Below are 13213 nucleotides of genomic sequence, written 5' to 3'. Positions count from 1 at the left end.
CTCACCTCTAATAATCTCCAAAACTATTAACACCAAAATTATAAGCTAACCTATATTCCTGACATAGACTCTCAACTCTATCAATAAAACCTAAATAATCTATATCGGCTTTAAACTCTCTAATCAATCCTAAAGTTATCTTTAAATGATTTTCTAATCTACTTACTACTAATTCATCTAAACTTGAATTTATAGCGTCGATATCTATTATTTCTTTTTCTTGAGGAATAGTCGGTGTACTCCATTTATCATCTTTATTTATACAAACTTCAGTATATATAACTTCTTGTTTGTTACAGTTATACACTTCTTTATGTACCTCTTTATATTCTCCACTCTTAGCAATCACTAGGAATAATACTGGAATAGGTGTGTCCTCAAATGCTCCTTCAATTAGATTTAATTCAACTAACCTATCTCCTATTAAATCTCTCATTTTCTGTTCAGTTTTTCTATAAGCAACTCCAGGAAAGCAAATGTGAAAAGCAAATTGTTCTGTATAGTTTAATGATTTTAAAATAAAAATATCATCAACTACACCGCTTTTTTTCCAAGGAAATTCATTTTGAATGTTAGTTTGTTCTTCTTCTGATAAGTCTTTAAACTTAATCGAAAATGGTGGATTCATAACGATACAATCAGCCGTTACATCTTCATCGAAGTTAAAAAAACTCATATTATAAATATTTCTATTCGGAAATAGATCACTGTTCTTTTCAAACGTATCACAGGATGCTTTTTGTATTTCTACACCTATTAAATGTTTTGGTTTGATAAATTGTTCTAACTGACCGCTACCAATTGCACCATCAAATACTGTAGGATTTTCACCAACATATTTTTTTACCTTTTCAGCCACATACTGCCTTAATTCTTTACCAGTAATATATTCAGCATGTTTTTTAGCTATATCTCTGTTATTATGTTCAATCAAACTATATCAACTCCTGTTCTTTTAAACTTGCATATTCTTCTAATATCTCTCTTAACTGTTCAGGTAATACTTGATAAGTTAAAAATACATCAGAAGATTCAAAAATATGTAATGATTCTTCACCTAAAAAGCTCAACATTCCATAAGGTATGATTAATATAATGGGCTCATCTAATTCAGAGTTCGCCTCTCTTTCCAAGAATGCAACAATAAAATCTCTATCACCTTTACACCTTATCCCCCATTGTCTTTTAGGAGCTTTACTTTTATTTCTAAGAGATGAATATTTCACATCAATAGTTAATCCTTTATACTCAAAATCAAATCCAGGATTATTCATTCTATACAACTTATTAGCATCAATTGCTGTAGGTACATACTTTTGAAATAATTCTTCAGCCTTTGCACCTAACATACCTGCACGACTACCATATTCAATCCTATCTCTGATTTTCAATACTCCACTGCCCAACAATTTAATATGTGCAACGTAAGCAGGTAATCCACTTCTTCTCACGGCTTCCTTAAAGTCATTACACTCTAAGTAAATATCTACAATATCCATTACCCATAAATCTCCTTCAACTGTTTAAATTCTTGCAACTCTCTTATTCTTTCTTTTTGCTGTTGGATAGTTCGTTCCTTAACAATATTCTCATTAGCAAGCTTTTCTATATTCTTACTAGACGTATATATCCCAACAATCACTCCAATTGTAAATACAATTACTATTCCTGAACAAATCATCACTATTCTTTCTAACAGCTTTATTCTATTTATACTAACCACTTAATAACCTCTAACACAAAAACAATTATCATTAAAATAATCATACCAAATACACTATATTCTAATTTATGAATACGTTCATTTTGATTTTTAATATTTTCATTTAATGCAGTTGCTCTTTTACTGTTCTCTATCTCTAAATAACTCTGTGCTTGTATGACATTAGCTAAACTCTCTTTATTATCTTTTAACAACTGTTCTTGCTTTTTAAACTCATATATCAACTTTTCTTTTTCATTTAAAAACTTATTATTGATATTATTCAAAACATCTATTTTCTTTTCCTGTAACTTATAATCTCTTTTCAGATTAATAATTTCATTCTTTAATTCATTCTTCTTCTCTTGTCTTTTATTCATTTTCTGCACCTACCAATTCTTTTAGTTGTTTTAACACTTTATGTTTCTCATGATTCCACGCTGTAATTTGAGCATTAACCATAGCTAGATTTTTATGACAAAGTTCTTGATCACTTGCAAGTTGATTTAAGCGTTCATCAGCCTTAGCAAGTTTATTTAATAATTCTTGTCCTAATCCACTATCCTTATTTTCATCTAATTTATTAATCTTCTCTTCTTTATTGATTAAACTCTCATATAATTCCTTTAATTTCTTATAATTTTTACTTCTTGGAATTCTTCCACTTTTCCACGCTGTAATATTTTGTGAACCTACTCCAAGTTCTATTGCTAAAATAGCTTCACTCCAACCTGTCTTTTCTTTTATAACTTCTATCATCTCATTAATATTTACTACTTTTTTCATTCTCTATACCTCTACTTTTTCTTTGAATACTCCACTTTTTATTGCAAACTCTTTTGCTCTCTCTAGATGCTTATTTACTTCATCTACTATGACTGGCTCAATGTCTAATCCTGTTTCAACTAGCAGTTGTTCTCTAGTTTCTCTTAGATCGAATAAAAAGAATCCAGCCTCTTTCATTTTCGCATCACTCACAACTTCAAACATTTCTCTAATAGTTCTTTCAATTCGTTTTGCACCATAATTATGATTTGCTCGCAAGCTCCACGCTAAGGCTAGACAAAAATCTCCAATGAAATCTGCAACCTTAAGATTAACTTCTCTCTGTAATCGTCTAGTATATTCTTCTTCAATCTCACTTATTGCTAGCTCAGTTGCCTGACTACGAGTTAATTTCTTTTGCCCTGGTTTAGCATAACCAAAAGTATTCCTAACTATCTTCTTTCCCATCTTCTCCTAACCTCGATATCCTTTCTAAAATTTCATCTAGTTCTTCATCCTCTATAAAACCTATTACATCATCTGTTATTTCAGTTAACATGGTTATACAGCCATATTCTGACTCAGAAAACTCTAATACTGCAAGTTCTACACCATAACTTCCTGCATTTTCTATAACTGAAGCTCCATAACCATTAGGAAATCTATATCTAACCATTCGCCCACCAAATATTACATGTTCATCATCTATGAAAATATATTCTTTAAACTTCTCACTAATCAAATTCTTAAACCTCTAACTAATCTTCCTGGAATGGATTCCACCCCATATTAAAATCAATATTTTCTTCAAACTCTCCAAAGCTATTATTAGCTTGTTGGTTATAATCGCCATTTTGCACTTGTCCGTATTGACTAGTATTTCCTTGTTGTTTCTTGCTCTCTAAGAAGGTTATACTACTTGCTACTACTTCAGTAACATAAACAGTCTTACCATCATTACCTTGGTAATTCCTTGTAGAGATTCTACCTTCTACAGCTATTAAGCTACCTTTACTTAGAAATCGTGCCATATTCTCTGCAGTCTTCCCAAAAGCAACACAACCAATAAAATCTGCAGCTTGTTCTCCTTGTTCATTTTTGAAATTCTTATTTACTGCTAAAGTAAAATAAGTCATCTCCTTACCTGTAGATGTTTGTCTTAAATCCACATCTCTTACTAATCTTCCCACTAAAACTACGTTATTAACCATTTATTGTTCTCCTTTAAATTTATTATTGAATGATTGATTGAAGGATTGATTTATTAAATATATATGTATCATATCTTATAAAGTGTTACATTTATTTAATATCCCAAAACTCTACTACTGCCAACATCTTGAATATATCGTAATTTATATGATGTAATGTTTCCCTTAATCGTTACATATTACATTTTATTTTTAAAATGAGGTTACAAACCACCCCATTTTTTAACAGCTTTACTCATCTCATCACGCTCTATTCCTATATATCTCAGTGTAATACTAGGATCATGATGATTAAATAACTTCATAAGCGTTACTACGTCTTTATTATTTTTGTAAAAATGATACCCAAAAGTCTTCCTAAAGCTATGTGTACCTATATTTTTAATACCACATTCTTTAGCTCCAGTCTTTAATATCCTATATGCTTGAGTCCTTGTAATAGGTCTATTAGAGTTCTTATATCTTGTTGATTTAAACAAATACTCTTCATCCTCTTTACCTACACAATACTCTTCCAAAACACGCTTTAATTTAGGTAAAATAACCATTTCTCTTAATTTACCTGTTTTCATCTCACGTCTTCTGACTTTATCCCGCCCTCTTACATCTCCTACTTTTAAACCTAATAAATCACTTATTCTAAAAGCCACATTTATTCCCATGTAATACAGCAAATAATCACGCTCGCTTCTACTCTTAAAATAATAATTCATAGCATCTAATTCTTCTTGAGTTCTAAGTGGTTCTACAAACTCCATTGATAACCTCCGTTATTGAAAATTATCACTGTTCGTCTTCACGTTCTTTTCCGTTGGTTAATTCTGCCAACATTTCGCTATAAGCATCTTCATCCTCTTGAGTTATTACTCTCTCTCCAGTCTTACCACGATTATTAATTCTTTTCTCTAGGTATTCAGGTATAGGAGCAACATATTTATTATTAAATTTACTTGCTGGTTTGCTACCAGTTGATAAGCTACTCTCATATTGTTCTTTCGCATTATACAAGATAAATAATATATAATTCCTATGATTAGATACTTTAATAGCAGGGTTTAATTTAGACAATACATTATTTATGTGTTCATACCTTAATTCTAATAGTCTATCTCTAAGCTCTCCTGCTGTAATATTCAACATACCTATTCGTATTTCCTCACTAGGTATCTTTAAACATACATCAACTGCATAAGTTATCCACTTATCAACTTCTTCTTGTTTATCTTTACTGACTCGGTTATAACCAAAGCTATCTCTGAAAAACTGCGTATTGTACCTCTTCCGAGAACTAATATTCTTTTTATCCTCTTCAATCAATCGGTCATCATTTCTAAGCGTTTGCTCGCTATATATAATATTATTACTTGATGACTGATATGATATATTATTATTTTTTATTATATTTTTATTATTTGGTATAGGTGTGGTCAAATTGTCCACATCAGATATGGTCATTTTGTCCACTTGAGATGTGACCATTTTGTCTTCATCCGTGTGGTCAAATTGTCCATCTCGATATTCCTTTTTAAGTTCATTAAACTTTTCATAGTTAACTCTATACCAAGATGTTTTATCAAAATTTAATTTATTGTAATTATCTACTATCAAATAACCATTTTTTTCTAGTTTTTTAAAAACTCTTCTGACTGTTCTAACAGAACCTAATATATCAAAATATTCTTCATGCATTTTTTCCATTGAACCATATGTCCAGTAGTAACCATCTTTATAATTTTTCTTATGCTTCCTGTTATATTCTATCCATTGATGAAGTTGAGTAATAACAACAGCTTCCGAGAAACCTATAATTCTTGCAAGCCCTCTATCTACCACTACAGGTTGTTCATCCATAAGCCAAACACTCATTTCTTTCTCACTCCTTTCTTGCAATTTAAATCGATTTACGATATAATTTAATTAATCACTTGAACGTCTTTTTAGACGTTCTTTTCCTTTTTCTGGACAATCTCTTTTCAACTTTGTTCATACAAACTACTTTTTTATTATCAATAATTTTATCTAGCAATTTATTATTTCTATGAATATCTCCTATTATCTCGAGATCATCATTAATTAATCCTAATAAAACTGGTATATATTCTTTAAAGTCCACTTCAAAAGCTCCATCTTTAAACCTAACTATTCCAATATCCTTATCAGAATTTCTAACGATATCACCACTAAAAATTTCATTTCCTTTTTTGTCTTTAAGATTACTGCCAAACAGTATAATTACATCATTTTTCTTTACATTTATAGATTGAACATACTTGCTTTCATATTTCCTACTAAGTGTGATAAAATCACCAGTCCAGCCAACTACTTTATATATTTTTTTATCCACATAAGCTCTGAAATTTGGAATATTCATAAATAATCACTCCTCATCCTCCACTATTTTTAATAATTTTGCTGTATCTGTAAAATATGCACCTAACACCTCATATAATTCATGAGGCTTAAATCCTTGTGGGAACTCCTCTCTTACATAAGGTGTTATCGATACACCATAATCATATAAATGTCTATACATTTTCCTCTGAATTTCATTAAACGCTTGTTGATTATCATTCTGATCTGTTTGTACTTCCAAAGCCTCCATCTCGTTTGTCTCCTTTCAGTCTAATTCCATAACTTACCTTAGGTACTTTATAGAAAATCCCTTGACCGATTCTCTCACCTTTTTTAATAATTAAATGATTATTAGTTAAATTGTTAAATTCTAACATTATATGTCCTTCATTTTTTGAATTATTATAATAATCAGAATCCACAACACCTACACCATTGCTCATGATTAAGCCATAATTAACAGGTAAGCTACTTCTAGCAAAAATTAGTAAACACTCATTCTTAGGCATAAAAGCTTTTATTCCAGTAGGTACTAATGTTGCTTGACCTTTAAACCTGAATGCTGGAATAATAATATTGGAACTAGCGATAAAATCAACACCAGCACTATGAATAGTTGCTTTTACTGGTAATTCTCCATTCATACCTTCTATTAATTCAAATCCACGTCTTACAAATAATCTCCTTAGTTTATTCATCTTCTACCTCCTCTTCAAACACACACTTACCACGTTCATCAAAATTGTAAAAAATCAAAGTAACAACTCCGATTAGCACCGATAGAATTCTTGTGTAATCAATATCAGTCATTAAGAATGTGCAAATAGCAATAGTTGTTAATATTAGATATAATGTATTAAATTTTCTTTTTCTTAAGTTATCCATGTTATGCTCCTTTCTTTAGTCGTTTTTCACGTTTTTTTATTGACCTTTTATTGTTAATATAATTGTAAATTCTAACTTTGTTAAAAGTCTCATTAGTTTCAAGAGTACCTTGAATATATAAGTAAGAATCATCTAAAGCCTCAATTTCATTCAACCACTCGTTAAAACATCTTGGAGAACCATCCATTTTTAAGATTTTTCTTAATTCAGTTCTTTCAACCCAGTCATCTGGATTTTCTAATTTATCTTTCCACGCATCATACATTTTAATCACCTCCTATTAATTTATGTTATAATTACCTCAGCTATTCAAGTGGCTTCTAATTTAATCAATCATTATTTATCATCTAAATAATTTTTCTCGTAAAATTCTTGTGTGTCTGTTACTACTTTAGCTAGTTCTTTAGGGTTCACATAATTAGTAACAAGAATATTGTTATAATTACTTATTTCTATATTCAGAGTTAAATAGTGTTCCCTTGGTTTAAAATTAATAGATATAGGATATCCGACTTGTTCTAATTTATAACTAGTTATATCAACACTCATATCTGATTTCTTATTATATTTTTTTATATAAAAATCTTGAGTATCATTTAATATCTTTATTAATTCATCAGGAATTATATGGTTATCACCATGCTTAGATACTTTTAAATTCAAAGTTACAAAATATTTTTTCTCTCTTAATTTATTACGCTTAAGTTCTTCAAGACTTTCAATCTTGTAGTTTATTATAGCTATATTCATTTCTATCACTCCATTTATTCAGTTAGTACATCAAATTCAAAATTTGCAAGTTGAGATAAACATTCTTCTAATTTCTCAACTTGTATTTTTGTTTTTTCTATAAGTTCTTTATACTCATCTAAATTAGCAATAGTAATTTTAACTTCCATTTCTACCACTCCTTTCACTTCAGTAATCCGATTTGAGATCTAACCATTAATTTCTCGGTTCATGGCAAAAGATTCTATTTTGTCATGAGCTATTTTTTTAATCATTAACCCCAATTCAGTATTTGAAACATTCATATCAATATATAATTTAGCTTCATTATAAGTTTCACTATTATGGCATGCCTCATTTACCAAACCTCTTATTATATTCTCTATAATTTTTTCATAGTTTGTTTCCATCCTCATCCACTCCTCCTTCTTTCAATTTGTTTAAATCAATATCTAACACTTTAGCTATCCTAACTGCATTGTCTAACTTGGGACTTGATGTGTTGCCATTAAACATTGAATGTAATGTTTGTTCAAAAATTCCTGTTTCTTTCGACAATCTGTAAATTGTCATTCCTTTATTTTCTAATTGTTCTTTCACCTCTAAATAAAATGCTTTCATAATTCTTTGACCTTTCTTTACTTTTGTGCTATAATATATTTGAGTATTTCCCGGAAATCTAAACCTTCTACTTCATACTTTTCTTGGAAATACAACTTAAAAGAAAGGAGGTATAACCTATGGATTTTGATATAATCGAATTACCCTATTCTCAAATTGCTGATAGTTCAAATCTTATAGTAGGTGGTGTAGATAAGAATATTAAATTTCGAGACCTTAAGGAATCTAAAGGTACACGAATCGTTATTGAAGATACACCAAGAACAATTAAAACTATTATGCTTTATAATAATGGGTTTATATTATATACAGAGCAAACTCCTGATTATTGCTTAATCAGAACAAACAAAGAAATCCAAGAAGATTCTGAAGGATTATTTATCCAATTTTAGATACTGATAAAGTAATAGAATCATTATTTATTACTATCTTACTTGCTTTTCTTAGTAGCACTACTTTAGCAGTGATTAATATAATTGCTAATGTTAGTGCTACTTTTGTTTTAGTTTCCATCTCCACTTCTCCTTATTTAATCTCTTGAACTACAGATTCTTTTCTAAGAAATACTTTAGCTCTTTCAAGAATTACCTTAGCTTTCCAATATGGAACATTATGTTTTGCTAATACGTTAATGACCTCATTTCTAATTAGCTCTTCATCTTTCATATCGAAAGTATCTCTAGTTTCTGTATCTCTATATTCTCCACTAAAAACTTTATTTTCTTTCATTAAATACATCGGTTCTATTGTCATTCTTTATTCCTCCTACTTCGTCGCTTTTATGCGACTGTAATATCAAAAAAAATAGAATCCACTTTTTTTCTATCTAAATTCAGCACGTTAGCAATTTTAATTACTTCTTCTATTGTAAATTTTTTTCCATTTGATTCTAATCGTCGATAAAAGGTACTTTTATCAATTCCAATTTTTTCCGATAATTCTTCAATTGATAAATTATTTAATGCTATTTCTTTTTTTAGCTTATTTATATTTATCATAACTACCTCCTATTTTTATTTGTCGCATTTACGCTACAAATATATTTTATAATACCATTCAATAAAAGTCAATACCTTTTTTCGCGATTTTGCAATTTATTATTTGCAAATTTGCGAATTTATGGTATTATTATATTAAGAAAGGAGAATCATATGGTAAAAACAATTGGTGAACGTATTAAAGAATTAAGACTTAAGTTAAATTTATCTGCTGATGACTTAGCTGAACTTATTGGAAAAAATAGATCTACTATATATAGATATGAAAATTCTAATATTGAAAAATTACCAGTTCCGATATTAGAACCATTAGCTAAAGCATTACAAACTACTCCAGGATATATTATGGGAATCGCTGAGAATACATCAGCCGATATTCTTACTGATAAAATAACCGCTACTGTTACAAAGCTAAATGAAGAAAATCAAAATAAAACATATCAATATGCTAAAAATTTACTGCATTTTCAGAATCGTACAGTTCAGGAAGTTTCTATAAAATATAAACCTAAAGAATTAACTGAAATTTTAGTAACTGAAAAAGTTGCTGCAGGTATTGGATATTCTTATGGTAATAATGAGGTTTCATCGTTCTATACAGATCGTGAAGATTTAATGCAATATGACATGGCAACACGTGTATTCGGTGATAGTATGGAACCTGAACTATTAGATGGTGACATTATATTATTAAAACAAGGTTATGATAATGTAAATGGTGATATCTATGTTATTGATTATGGTGGAAAAAGTTATGTAAAAAAATTATATAATGATGGGAATCGTTTTGTATTGAAATCAATAAATAAAAAATACTCTGATATTATAATTTATACATCAGATATTCAAGACACATATTTCAACATTGTAGGTAAAGTCGTAGATAGCTTTACACCTGTTGAAAAATAGAATATTAAAGGAGATTAAAAAATGAAAGCAAAAATATTATTAAGTTCTATACTAACTACTTCAATTATTATTGGTGGTTGTTCATCAAAGACTGAAAATACAACTACTCAATCTGCAGCTACTCCTCAAACATCAAACAATGATAAACAAAGTACTATTATCAATGAGGGCGGTCTTCATTCTGAAGAAAAATTTAAAAAAGAAACAAGTGTAAGTAAAGAAAATAATGCATTCAAAGTTACTATAACTGGAATTAAGTTGTCTACATTATCGTTTGATAATACTTTTAATGCACAACGATTACAAACTGCTAAATTAGAAGCAAATACTGAATATACATCTGTGCTTCTAAGAATTAATATTGAGAATAAATTAACTAAAAATGCTGATATAAATCCTAATACTGCTCATTTACTAATAAAAGATACAAAAGAACAGGTTGAACAAAATCAATATATAGCAAATTGGAAAGAAACAACTTATTTACCTGGGGCAGAAAAAGAAATGACTATTTTATTTATTGCAAAAAAATCTAAAATAAATGATATTAAAAATATTTCACTTAATATAGATTCTCCATATACGCAAGGTGACTACACTAGATATGAATCATTAACTGTAGATTTGAATAATATACAATAACAACAAGACACTTATTTCAACATTGTAGGTAAAGTCGTAGATAGCTTTACACCTGTTGAAAAATAAAATATTAAAGAAAATTTTAGAAAGGAGGGCTGCAAAAATGAAGTCAATATTTAAAGAAGCTCAAAGAATATTTGTAAATGTCATGGAATATAATCGGTATAAATTCAAATATCTTCCAGAATCAGTTTTATTTAAAGCTAAACAATTTTATAAAGAGGCTCAAGGGAAAAATACTAAGTTCTTTCCAAAGTTTAAACGAGGAACAATTGTGTATGTGAAATTTGGAGTTAATATTGGATCAGAGTTAAGTGGTAACCATTTTGCTATTGTTCTTGATAAATACGATAAAGTTACAAAGAGTACAATCACTGTAGTTCCACTGTCTTCAAAAAATAATAAATACTATCAAGAACTAATTCCTTATGATAATATTTATTTTAAAAATTCTAAGTATCACCTTAATAAAATCGACAAGCTAATTTCTAAGTGGGAAGTAAAATCTAAGGAATATATTTCTGAACTCAATGACTCAAGACCTACCTATCTTAATGATTTTAAAAATTATGTAACGAAATTATTAATAGAAAATAATGGAATTATGACTGACGATATTCAAAAAAATATAAACAACTATTCCGAAGAATTAATAACCAAAGCATTATATAAATTAAATAAAGGAAATAAAGAATTCTTAGAATCTAATGAACAGCACTTTAAAGGTATAGAAAAATATGAGAAATATAAAAATAAAGATAGTTATGCTTGTGTGAATATGATACAAACTATAGACAAAAGAAAACTTACACCAGTTTCAGAATTTGAAAGTGCTGGAAATATTACAATTTCAGAAGAATCAATGAATCTTATAGAAAACAGAATAAGGAAAATTTACTTTAACATTTGACAAACAAATAAAAAAATGAGATACTATTAATATAAATTAGTGGTGAAACATCCACATCAATATCATTATTCGCTGTGAAACATCAGCATCAATATCATATTAAGAGTATCTCAATAAGAGGTACTCTTTTCTTTTTAACCGTATCGAATTCGACACGGTAAGAAAATAAACTAATCGAATTCCACCAGTTTAGACAAATAAAAAAACTCAACACTAACAAGCGACCAAACCAGATAGTGTGAGTTTTATCAACCGTAAGTCCATTTTGAGCATTAATATATCGTCATATATTAATAGGATTCTCAAAACTACTTAAGATGTGGAGCGAACCTCGCTCAATAATATTATTATATCATACACATCTTAAATTAATCAAGAAAGGATGTGTATTTTATGTACAGAGAAATTACACACAATGGAAAATACAGATACGTTCAATCATTCAAGGATAAGGATGGAAAAAATAGACGTGTTTCCGTTGTTAAAAATAATAAAACACGTGCTACTGAAAAAGAAGCATATGAGGAATTACAAGAAAAGATCAATAAAATTTTAAATCCCAAACAAGAGTATCACAATTTAGGGTATTATAAAGAGAAATATTTAGAATTTAAAAAGACTACACTTGCTTACAATTCATATTTAGCTTATGAAATCACACTAAAAAAAATTAATGATAATGAAAAATTAGAAAACATCACTAAAATAAAATATGATAGAAAACTAATAGAAATGAGAAAAGACTATGCTCCGAAAAGTATAGAATTAACTTGTCTTGTTTTTAATAATTTTTTCAAATTCATAAAAAAATACTATGCTCCTAATTTTGATGTGACTCTTGAATTCAAATGGAGTAAAGAAGAAAAATCCACAGCGATGCAAAAAATTAAATATTTACAAAAAGATGAAATTGAAGGTGTTTTAAAATCAATAAAAAACAATACGGTTAGAAGTATAGCAATATTGCAACTCCACACAGGTTTGAGAATAGGAGAAGCATTAGCACTCACTCCTAACGATGTTGATTTTAAAAACAAAACTATTTCAATCACTAAAACTAAATTAAATAACGGAGAAATTACCGCACCTAAAACTATATCAAGCATTCGCACAATAGAAGTATCTGATTTTATTTTACAATTATTGCTAGATTTCATTTCTAATACAGAATTTATATTTAACATTTCGTATTGGACTATTTTACATTACTTAAAACCACTTACTATCTCTTCGCATACCTTTAGACACACTCACGTTGCCTTGTTAATAGAGCAAAATATACCAATCAAGGTTATCTCAGAAAGATTAGGTCATTCTAATATCAATACTACACTATCTATTTACACTCATGTCACTAAAAGCATGAAAGCTAACTTACGAGATAAATTGGATAACCTTTCCCCATTTATTCCCCATAAGTAAAATGTTAAGCGTAAGAATATTATTATATCAATATCCTTACGCTTACATCATAATAATTTTACCTTAT

Annotated in this window: 27 protein-coding genes; 5 read left to right on the top strand and 22 right to left on the bottom strand. The window is 28.7% G+C overall.

Annotation, left to right across the window (positions count from 1 at the left end; genetic code table 11):
- Positions 1 to 7: 7 nt before the first annotated feature.
- The 19 genes from RWL85_RS03130 to RWL85_RS03040 all read right to left on the bottom strand — a co-directional run bounded on the left by RWL85_RS03130 (position 8) and on the right by RWL85_RS03040 (position 8265).
- Positions 8 to 934 carry an N-6 DNA methylase gene (locus RWL85_RS03130; protein ID WP_314084913.1) on the bottom strand — a complete coding sequence of 309 codons (927 nt, stop codon included), beginning with the start codon at positions 932 to 934 and terminating at the stop codon, positions 8 to 10.
- A 1-nt stretch (position 935) separates the two neighbouring features.
- A complete protein-coding gene (locus tag RWL85_RS03125) occupies positions 936 to 1499 on the bottom strand; it encodes a hypothetical protein (RefSeq protein ID WP_314084909.1) in 564 nt (187 codons plus the stop codon).
- Positions 1499 to 1681 carry a hypothetical protein gene (locus tag RWL85_RS03120; RefSeq protein WP_314084896.1) on the bottom strand — a complete coding sequence of 61 codons (183 nt, stop codon included), beginning with the start codon at positions 1679 to 1681 and terminating at the stop codon, positions 1499 to 1501. Before RWL85_RS03120 ends, RWL85_RS03125 begins: the two co-directional genes overlap by 1 nt.
- A gap of 29 nt (positions 1682 to 1710) precedes the next feature.
- Entirely contained in the window at positions 1711 to 2082 is a 372-nt protein-coding gene (locus RWL85_RS03115) for a hypothetical protein (RefSeq protein ID WP_314084894.1), read from the bottom strand.
- Positions 2075 to 2488 carry a hypothetical protein gene (locus RWL85_RS03110; RefSeq protein ID WP_314084892.1) on the bottom strand — a complete coding sequence of 138 codons (414 nt, stop codon included), beginning with the start codon at positions 2486 to 2488 and terminating at the stop codon, positions 2075 to 2077. The genes RWL85_RS03115 and RWL85_RS03110 overlap by 8 nt, the downstream gene beginning before the upstream one ends.
- Before the next feature lie 3 nt (positions 2489 to 2491).
- Positions 2492 to 2935 (bottom strand): hypothetical protein, encoded by a 444-nt coding sequence (locus RWL85_RS03105; RefSeq protein ID WP_314084888.1) that lies wholly within the window; start codon positions 2933 to 2935, stop codon positions 2492 to 2494.
- Positions 2916 to 3209, bottom strand: a complete 294-nt coding sequence (locus tag RWL85_RS03100; protein WP_314084885.1) for a hypothetical protein — start codon at positions 3207 to 3209, stop codon at positions 2916 to 2918. Before RWL85_RS03100 ends, RWL85_RS03105 begins: the two co-directional genes overlap by 20 nt.
- 16 nt (positions 3210 to 3225) lie before the next feature.
- Positions 3226 to 3678, bottom strand: coding sequence for a single-stranded DNA-binding protein (locus RWL85_RS03095; protein ID WP_314084880.1), 453 nt, complete (start codon positions 3676 to 3678; stop codon positions 3226 to 3228).
- Between the two features lie 203 nt (positions 3679 to 3881).
- Positions 3882 to 4436, bottom strand: coding sequence for a site-specific integrase (locus tag RWL85_RS03090; protein WP_314084877.1), 555 nt, complete (start codon positions 4434 to 4436; stop codon positions 3882 to 3884).
- 25 nt (positions 4437 to 4461) lie between these two features.
- Positions 4462 to 5544 carry a hypothetical protein gene (locus RWL85_RS03085; RefSeq protein WP_314084874.1) on the bottom strand — a complete coding sequence of 361 codons (1083 nt, stop codon included), beginning with the start codon at positions 5542 to 5544 and terminating at the stop codon, positions 4462 to 4464.
- 55 nt (positions 5545 to 5599) lie between these two features.
- On the bottom strand, positions 5600 to 6049 hold the full coding sequence (locus RWL85_RS03080) for a YopX family protein (RefSeq protein WP_314084870.1): 450 nt from the start codon (positions 6047 to 6049) through the stop codon (positions 5600 to 5602).
- A 6-nt stretch (positions 6050 to 6055) separates the two neighbouring features.
- On the bottom strand, positions 6056 to 6280 hold the full coding sequence (locus RWL85_RS03075) for a hypothetical protein (RefSeq protein WP_314084867.1): 225 nt from the start codon (positions 6278 to 6280) through the stop codon (positions 6056 to 6058).
- Positions 6246 to 6728 carry a dCTP deaminase domain-containing protein gene (locus RWL85_RS03070; RefSeq protein WP_314084864.1) on the bottom strand — a complete coding sequence of 161 codons (483 nt, stop codon included), beginning with the start codon at positions 6726 to 6728 and terminating at the stop codon, positions 6246 to 6248. The genes RWL85_RS03075 and RWL85_RS03070 overlap by 35 nt, the downstream gene beginning before the upstream one ends.
- Entirely contained in the window at positions 6721 to 6915 is a 195-nt protein-coding gene (locus RWL85_RS03065; RefSeq protein ID WP_314084861.1) for a hypothetical protein, read from the bottom strand. The genes RWL85_RS03070 and RWL85_RS03065 overlap by 8 nt, the downstream gene beginning before the upstream one ends.
- Before the next feature lies 1 nt (position 6916).
- Complete coding sequence (locus RWL85_RS03060; RefSeq protein WP_314084858.1) at positions 6917 to 7180, bottom strand: hypothetical protein; 264 nt, start codon at positions 7178 to 7180, stop codon at positions 6917 to 6919.
- Between the two features lie 71 nt (positions 7181 to 7251).
- A complete protein-coding gene (locus RWL85_RS03055) occupies positions 7252 to 7665 on the bottom strand; it encodes a hypothetical protein (RefSeq protein WP_314084855.1) in 414 nt (137 codons plus the stop codon).
- A gap of 14 nt (positions 7666 to 7679) precedes the next feature.
- Positions 7680 to 7814, bottom strand: coding sequence for a hypothetical protein (locus tag RWL85_RS03050; RefSeq protein ID WP_294682200.1), 135 nt, complete (start codon positions 7812 to 7814; stop codon positions 7680 to 7682).
- A gap of 39 nt (positions 7815 to 7853) precedes the next feature.
- Positions 7854 to 8060 (bottom strand): hypothetical protein, encoded by a 207-nt coding sequence (locus tag RWL85_RS03045; RefSeq protein WP_314084850.1) that lies wholly within the window; start codon positions 8058 to 8060, stop codon positions 7854 to 7856.
- Positions 8038 to 8265, bottom strand: a complete 228-nt coding sequence (locus tag RWL85_RS03040; RefSeq protein WP_314084847.1) for a helix-turn-helix transcriptional regulator — start codon at positions 8263 to 8265, stop codon at positions 8038 to 8040. Before RWL85_RS03040 ends, RWL85_RS03045 begins: the two co-directional genes overlap by 23 nt.
- Before the next feature lie 119 nt (positions 8266 to 8384).
- On the opposite strand from RWL85_RS03040, the gene RWL85_RS03035 reads away from it, so the two are divergent.
- The gene (locus RWL85_RS03035) at positions 8385 to 8657 is read left to right on the top strand and encodes a hypothetical protein (RefSeq protein WP_314084844.1); all 273 of its coding nucleotides are present in this window, start codon (positions 8385 to 8387) and stop codon (positions 8655 to 8657) included.
- Here the strand turns inward: RWL85_RS03035 and RWL85_RS03030 are convergent.
- The 3 genes from RWL85_RS03030 to RWL85_RS03020 are packed head-to-tail and all read right to left on the bottom strand — an operon-like array spanning position 8644 to position 9263.
- On the bottom strand, positions 8644 to 8778 hold the full coding sequence (locus tag RWL85_RS03030) for a hypothetical protein (protein ID WP_314084841.1): 135 nt from the start codon (positions 8776 to 8778) through the stop codon (positions 8644 to 8646). The two genes, RWL85_RS03035 and RWL85_RS03030, sit on opposite strands and share 14 nt — an antisense overlap.
- Before the next feature lie 12 nt (positions 8779 to 8790).
- The gene (locus RWL85_RS03025; protein WP_314084839.1) at positions 8791 to 9018 is read right to left on the bottom strand and encodes a hypothetical protein; all 228 of its coding nucleotides are present in this window, start codon (positions 9016 to 9018) and stop codon (positions 8791 to 8793) included.
- Between the two features lie 26 nt (positions 9019 to 9044).
- Positions 9045 to 9263 carry a helix-turn-helix domain-containing protein gene (locus RWL85_RS03020; RefSeq protein WP_060913913.1) on the bottom strand — a complete coding sequence of 73 codons (219 nt, stop codon included), beginning with the start codon at positions 9261 to 9263 and terminating at the stop codon, positions 9045 to 9047.
- Positions 9264 to 9416: 153 nt separating this feature from the next.
- Here RWL85_RS03020 and RWL85_RS03015 point away from each other — a divergent pair, with 153 nt between their 5' ends.
- The 4 genes from RWL85_RS03015 (at position 9417) to RWL85_RS03000 (ending at position 13146) form a co-directional block, all read left to right on the top strand.
- Positions 9417 to 10172: an XRE family transcriptional regulator gene (locus RWL85_RS03015; RefSeq protein ID WP_314084834.1), complete on the top strand. Its 756-nt coding sequence runs from the start codon at positions 9417 to 9419 to the stop codon at positions 10170 to 10172.
- Between the two features lie 21 nt (positions 10173 to 10193).
- Positions 10194 to 10814, top strand: coding sequence for a hypothetical protein (locus RWL85_RS03010; RefSeq protein ID WP_314084832.1), 621 nt, complete (start codon positions 10194 to 10196; stop codon positions 10812 to 10814).
- A gap of 103 nt (positions 10815 to 10917) precedes the next feature.
- Positions 10918 to 11724 carry a type II toxin-antitoxin system PemK/MazF family toxin gene (locus tag RWL85_RS03005; RefSeq protein ID WP_314084827.1) on the top strand — a complete coding sequence of 269 codons (807 nt, stop codon included), beginning with the start codon at positions 10918 to 10920 and terminating at the stop codon, positions 11722 to 11724.
- Positions 11725 to 12117: 393 nt separating this feature from the next.
- Positions 12118 to 13146 carry a site-specific integrase gene (locus RWL85_RS03000; protein WP_314084824.1) on the top strand — a complete coding sequence of 343 codons (1029 nt, stop codon included), beginning with the start codon at positions 12118 to 12120 and terminating at the stop codon, positions 13144 to 13146.
- The last annotated feature ends 67 nt before the right edge of the window (positions 13147 to 13213 follow it).

Source organism: uncultured Gemella sp. (genome assembly GCF_963515875.1).
Classification (GTDB): Bacteria; Bacillota; Bacilli; order Staphylococcales; family Gemellaceae; genus Gemella.
The sequence above is the reverse complement of the archived record's forward strand: the minus strand, read 5'-3'. Positions and strand labels throughout refer to the sequence as shown.

What these genes read in the sequence shown, in the direction of transcription:
- RWL85_RS03080 (WP_314084870.1), bottom strand. Translation starts at nt 6,049, where the DNA reads ATGAATATTCCAAATTTCAGAGCTTATGTGGATAAAAAAATATATAAA.
- RWL85_RS03075 (WP_314084867.1), bottom strand. Translation starts at nt 6,280, where the DNA reads ATGGAGGCTTTGGAAGTACAAACAGATCAGAATGATAATCAACAAGCG.
- RWL85_RS03115 (WP_314084894.1), bottom strand. Translation starts at nt 2,082, where the DNA reads ATGAATAAAAGACAAGAGAAGAAGAATGAATTAAAGAATGAAATTATT.
- RWL85_RS03025 (WP_314084839.1), bottom strand. Translation starts at nt 9,018, where the DNA reads ATGACAATAGAACCGATGTATTTAATGAAAGAAAATAAAGTTTTTAGT.
- RWL85_RS03045 (WP_314084850.1), bottom strand. Translation starts at nt 8,060, where the DNA reads ATGAGGATGGAAACAAACTATGAAAAAATTATAGAGAATATAATAAGA.
- RWL85_RS03000 (WP_314084824.1), top strand. Translation starts at nt 12,118, where the DNA reads ATGTACAGAGAAATTACACACAATGGAAAATACAGATACGTTCAATCA.
- RWL85_RS03070 (WP_314084864.1), bottom strand. Translation starts at nt 6,728, where the DNA reads ATGAATAAACTAAGGAGATTATTTGTAAGACGTGGATTTGAATTAATA.
- RWL85_RS03050 (WP_294682200.1), bottom strand. Translation starts at nt 7,814, where the DNA reads ATGGAAGTTAAAATTACTATTGCTAATTTAGATGAGTATAAAGAACTT.
- RWL85_RS03065 (WP_314084861.1), bottom strand. Translation starts at nt 6,915, where the DNA reads ATGGATAACTTAAGAAAAAGAAAATTTAATACATTATATCTAATATTA.
- RWL85_RS03010 (WP_314084832.1), top strand. Translation starts at nt 10,194, where the DNA reads ATGAAAGCAAAAATATTATTAAGTTCTATACTAACTACTTCAATTATT.
- RWL85_RS03030 (WP_314084841.1), bottom strand. Translation starts at nt 8,778, where the DNA reads ATGGAAACTAAAACAAAAGTAGCACTAACATTAGCAATTATATTAATC.
- RWL85_RS03020 (WP_060913913.1), bottom strand. Translation starts at nt 9,263, where the DNA reads ATGATAAATATAAATAAGCTAAAAAAAGAAATAGCATTAAATAATTTA.
- RWL85_RS03105 (WP_314084888.1), bottom strand. Translation starts at nt 2,935, where the DNA reads ATGGGAAAGAAGATAGTTAGGAATACTTTTGGTTATGCTAAACCAGGG.
- RWL85_RS03120 (WP_314084896.1), bottom strand. Translation starts at nt 1,681, where the DNA reads ATGATTTGTTCAGGAATAGTAATTGTATTTACAATTGGAGTGATTGTT.
- RWL85_RS03095 (WP_314084880.1), bottom strand. Translation starts at nt 3,678, where the DNA reads ATGGTTAATAACGTAGTTTTAGTGGGAAGATTAGTAAGAGATGTGGAT.
- RWL85_RS03055 (WP_314084855.1), bottom strand. Translation starts at nt 7,665, where the DNA reads ATGAATATAGCTATAATAAACTACAAGATTGAAAGTCTTGAAGAACTT.
- RWL85_RS03060 (WP_314084858.1), bottom strand. Translation starts at nt 7,180, where the DNA reads ATGTATGATGCGTGGAAAGATAAATTAGAAAATCCAGATGACTGGGTT.
- RWL85_RS03015 (WP_314084834.1), top strand. Translation starts at nt 9,417, where the DNA reads ATGGTAAAAACAATTGGTGAACGTATTAAAGAATTAAGACTTAAGTTA.
- RWL85_RS03005 (WP_314084827.1), top strand. Translation starts at nt 10,918, where the DNA reads ATGAAGTCAATATTTAAAGAAGCTCAAAGAATATTTGTAAATGTCATG.
- RWL85_RS03125 (WP_314084909.1), bottom strand. Translation starts at nt 1,499, where the DNA reads ATGGATATTGTAGATATTTACTTAGAGTGTAATGACTTTAAGGAAGCC.
- RWL85_RS03110 (WP_314084892.1), bottom strand. Translation starts at nt 2,488, where the DNA reads ATGAAAAAAGTAGTAAATATTAATGAGATGATAGAAGTTATAAAAGAA.
- RWL85_RS03085 (WP_314084874.1), bottom strand. Translation starts at nt 5,544, where the DNA reads ATGAGTGTTTGGCTTATGGATGAACAACCTGTAGTGGTAGATAGAGGG.
- RWL85_RS03090 (WP_314084877.1), bottom strand. Translation starts at nt 4,436, where the DNA reads ATGGAGTTTGTAGAACCACTTAGAACTCAAGAAGAATTAGATGCTATG.
- RWL85_RS03035 (WP_314084844.1), top strand. Translation starts at nt 8,385, where the DNA reads ATGGATTTTGATATAATCGAATTACCCTATTCTCAAATTGCTGATAGT.
- RWL85_RS03040 (WP_314084847.1), bottom strand. Translation starts at nt 8,265, where the DNA reads ATGAAAGCATTTTATTTAGAGGTGAAAGAACAATTAGAAAATAAAGGA.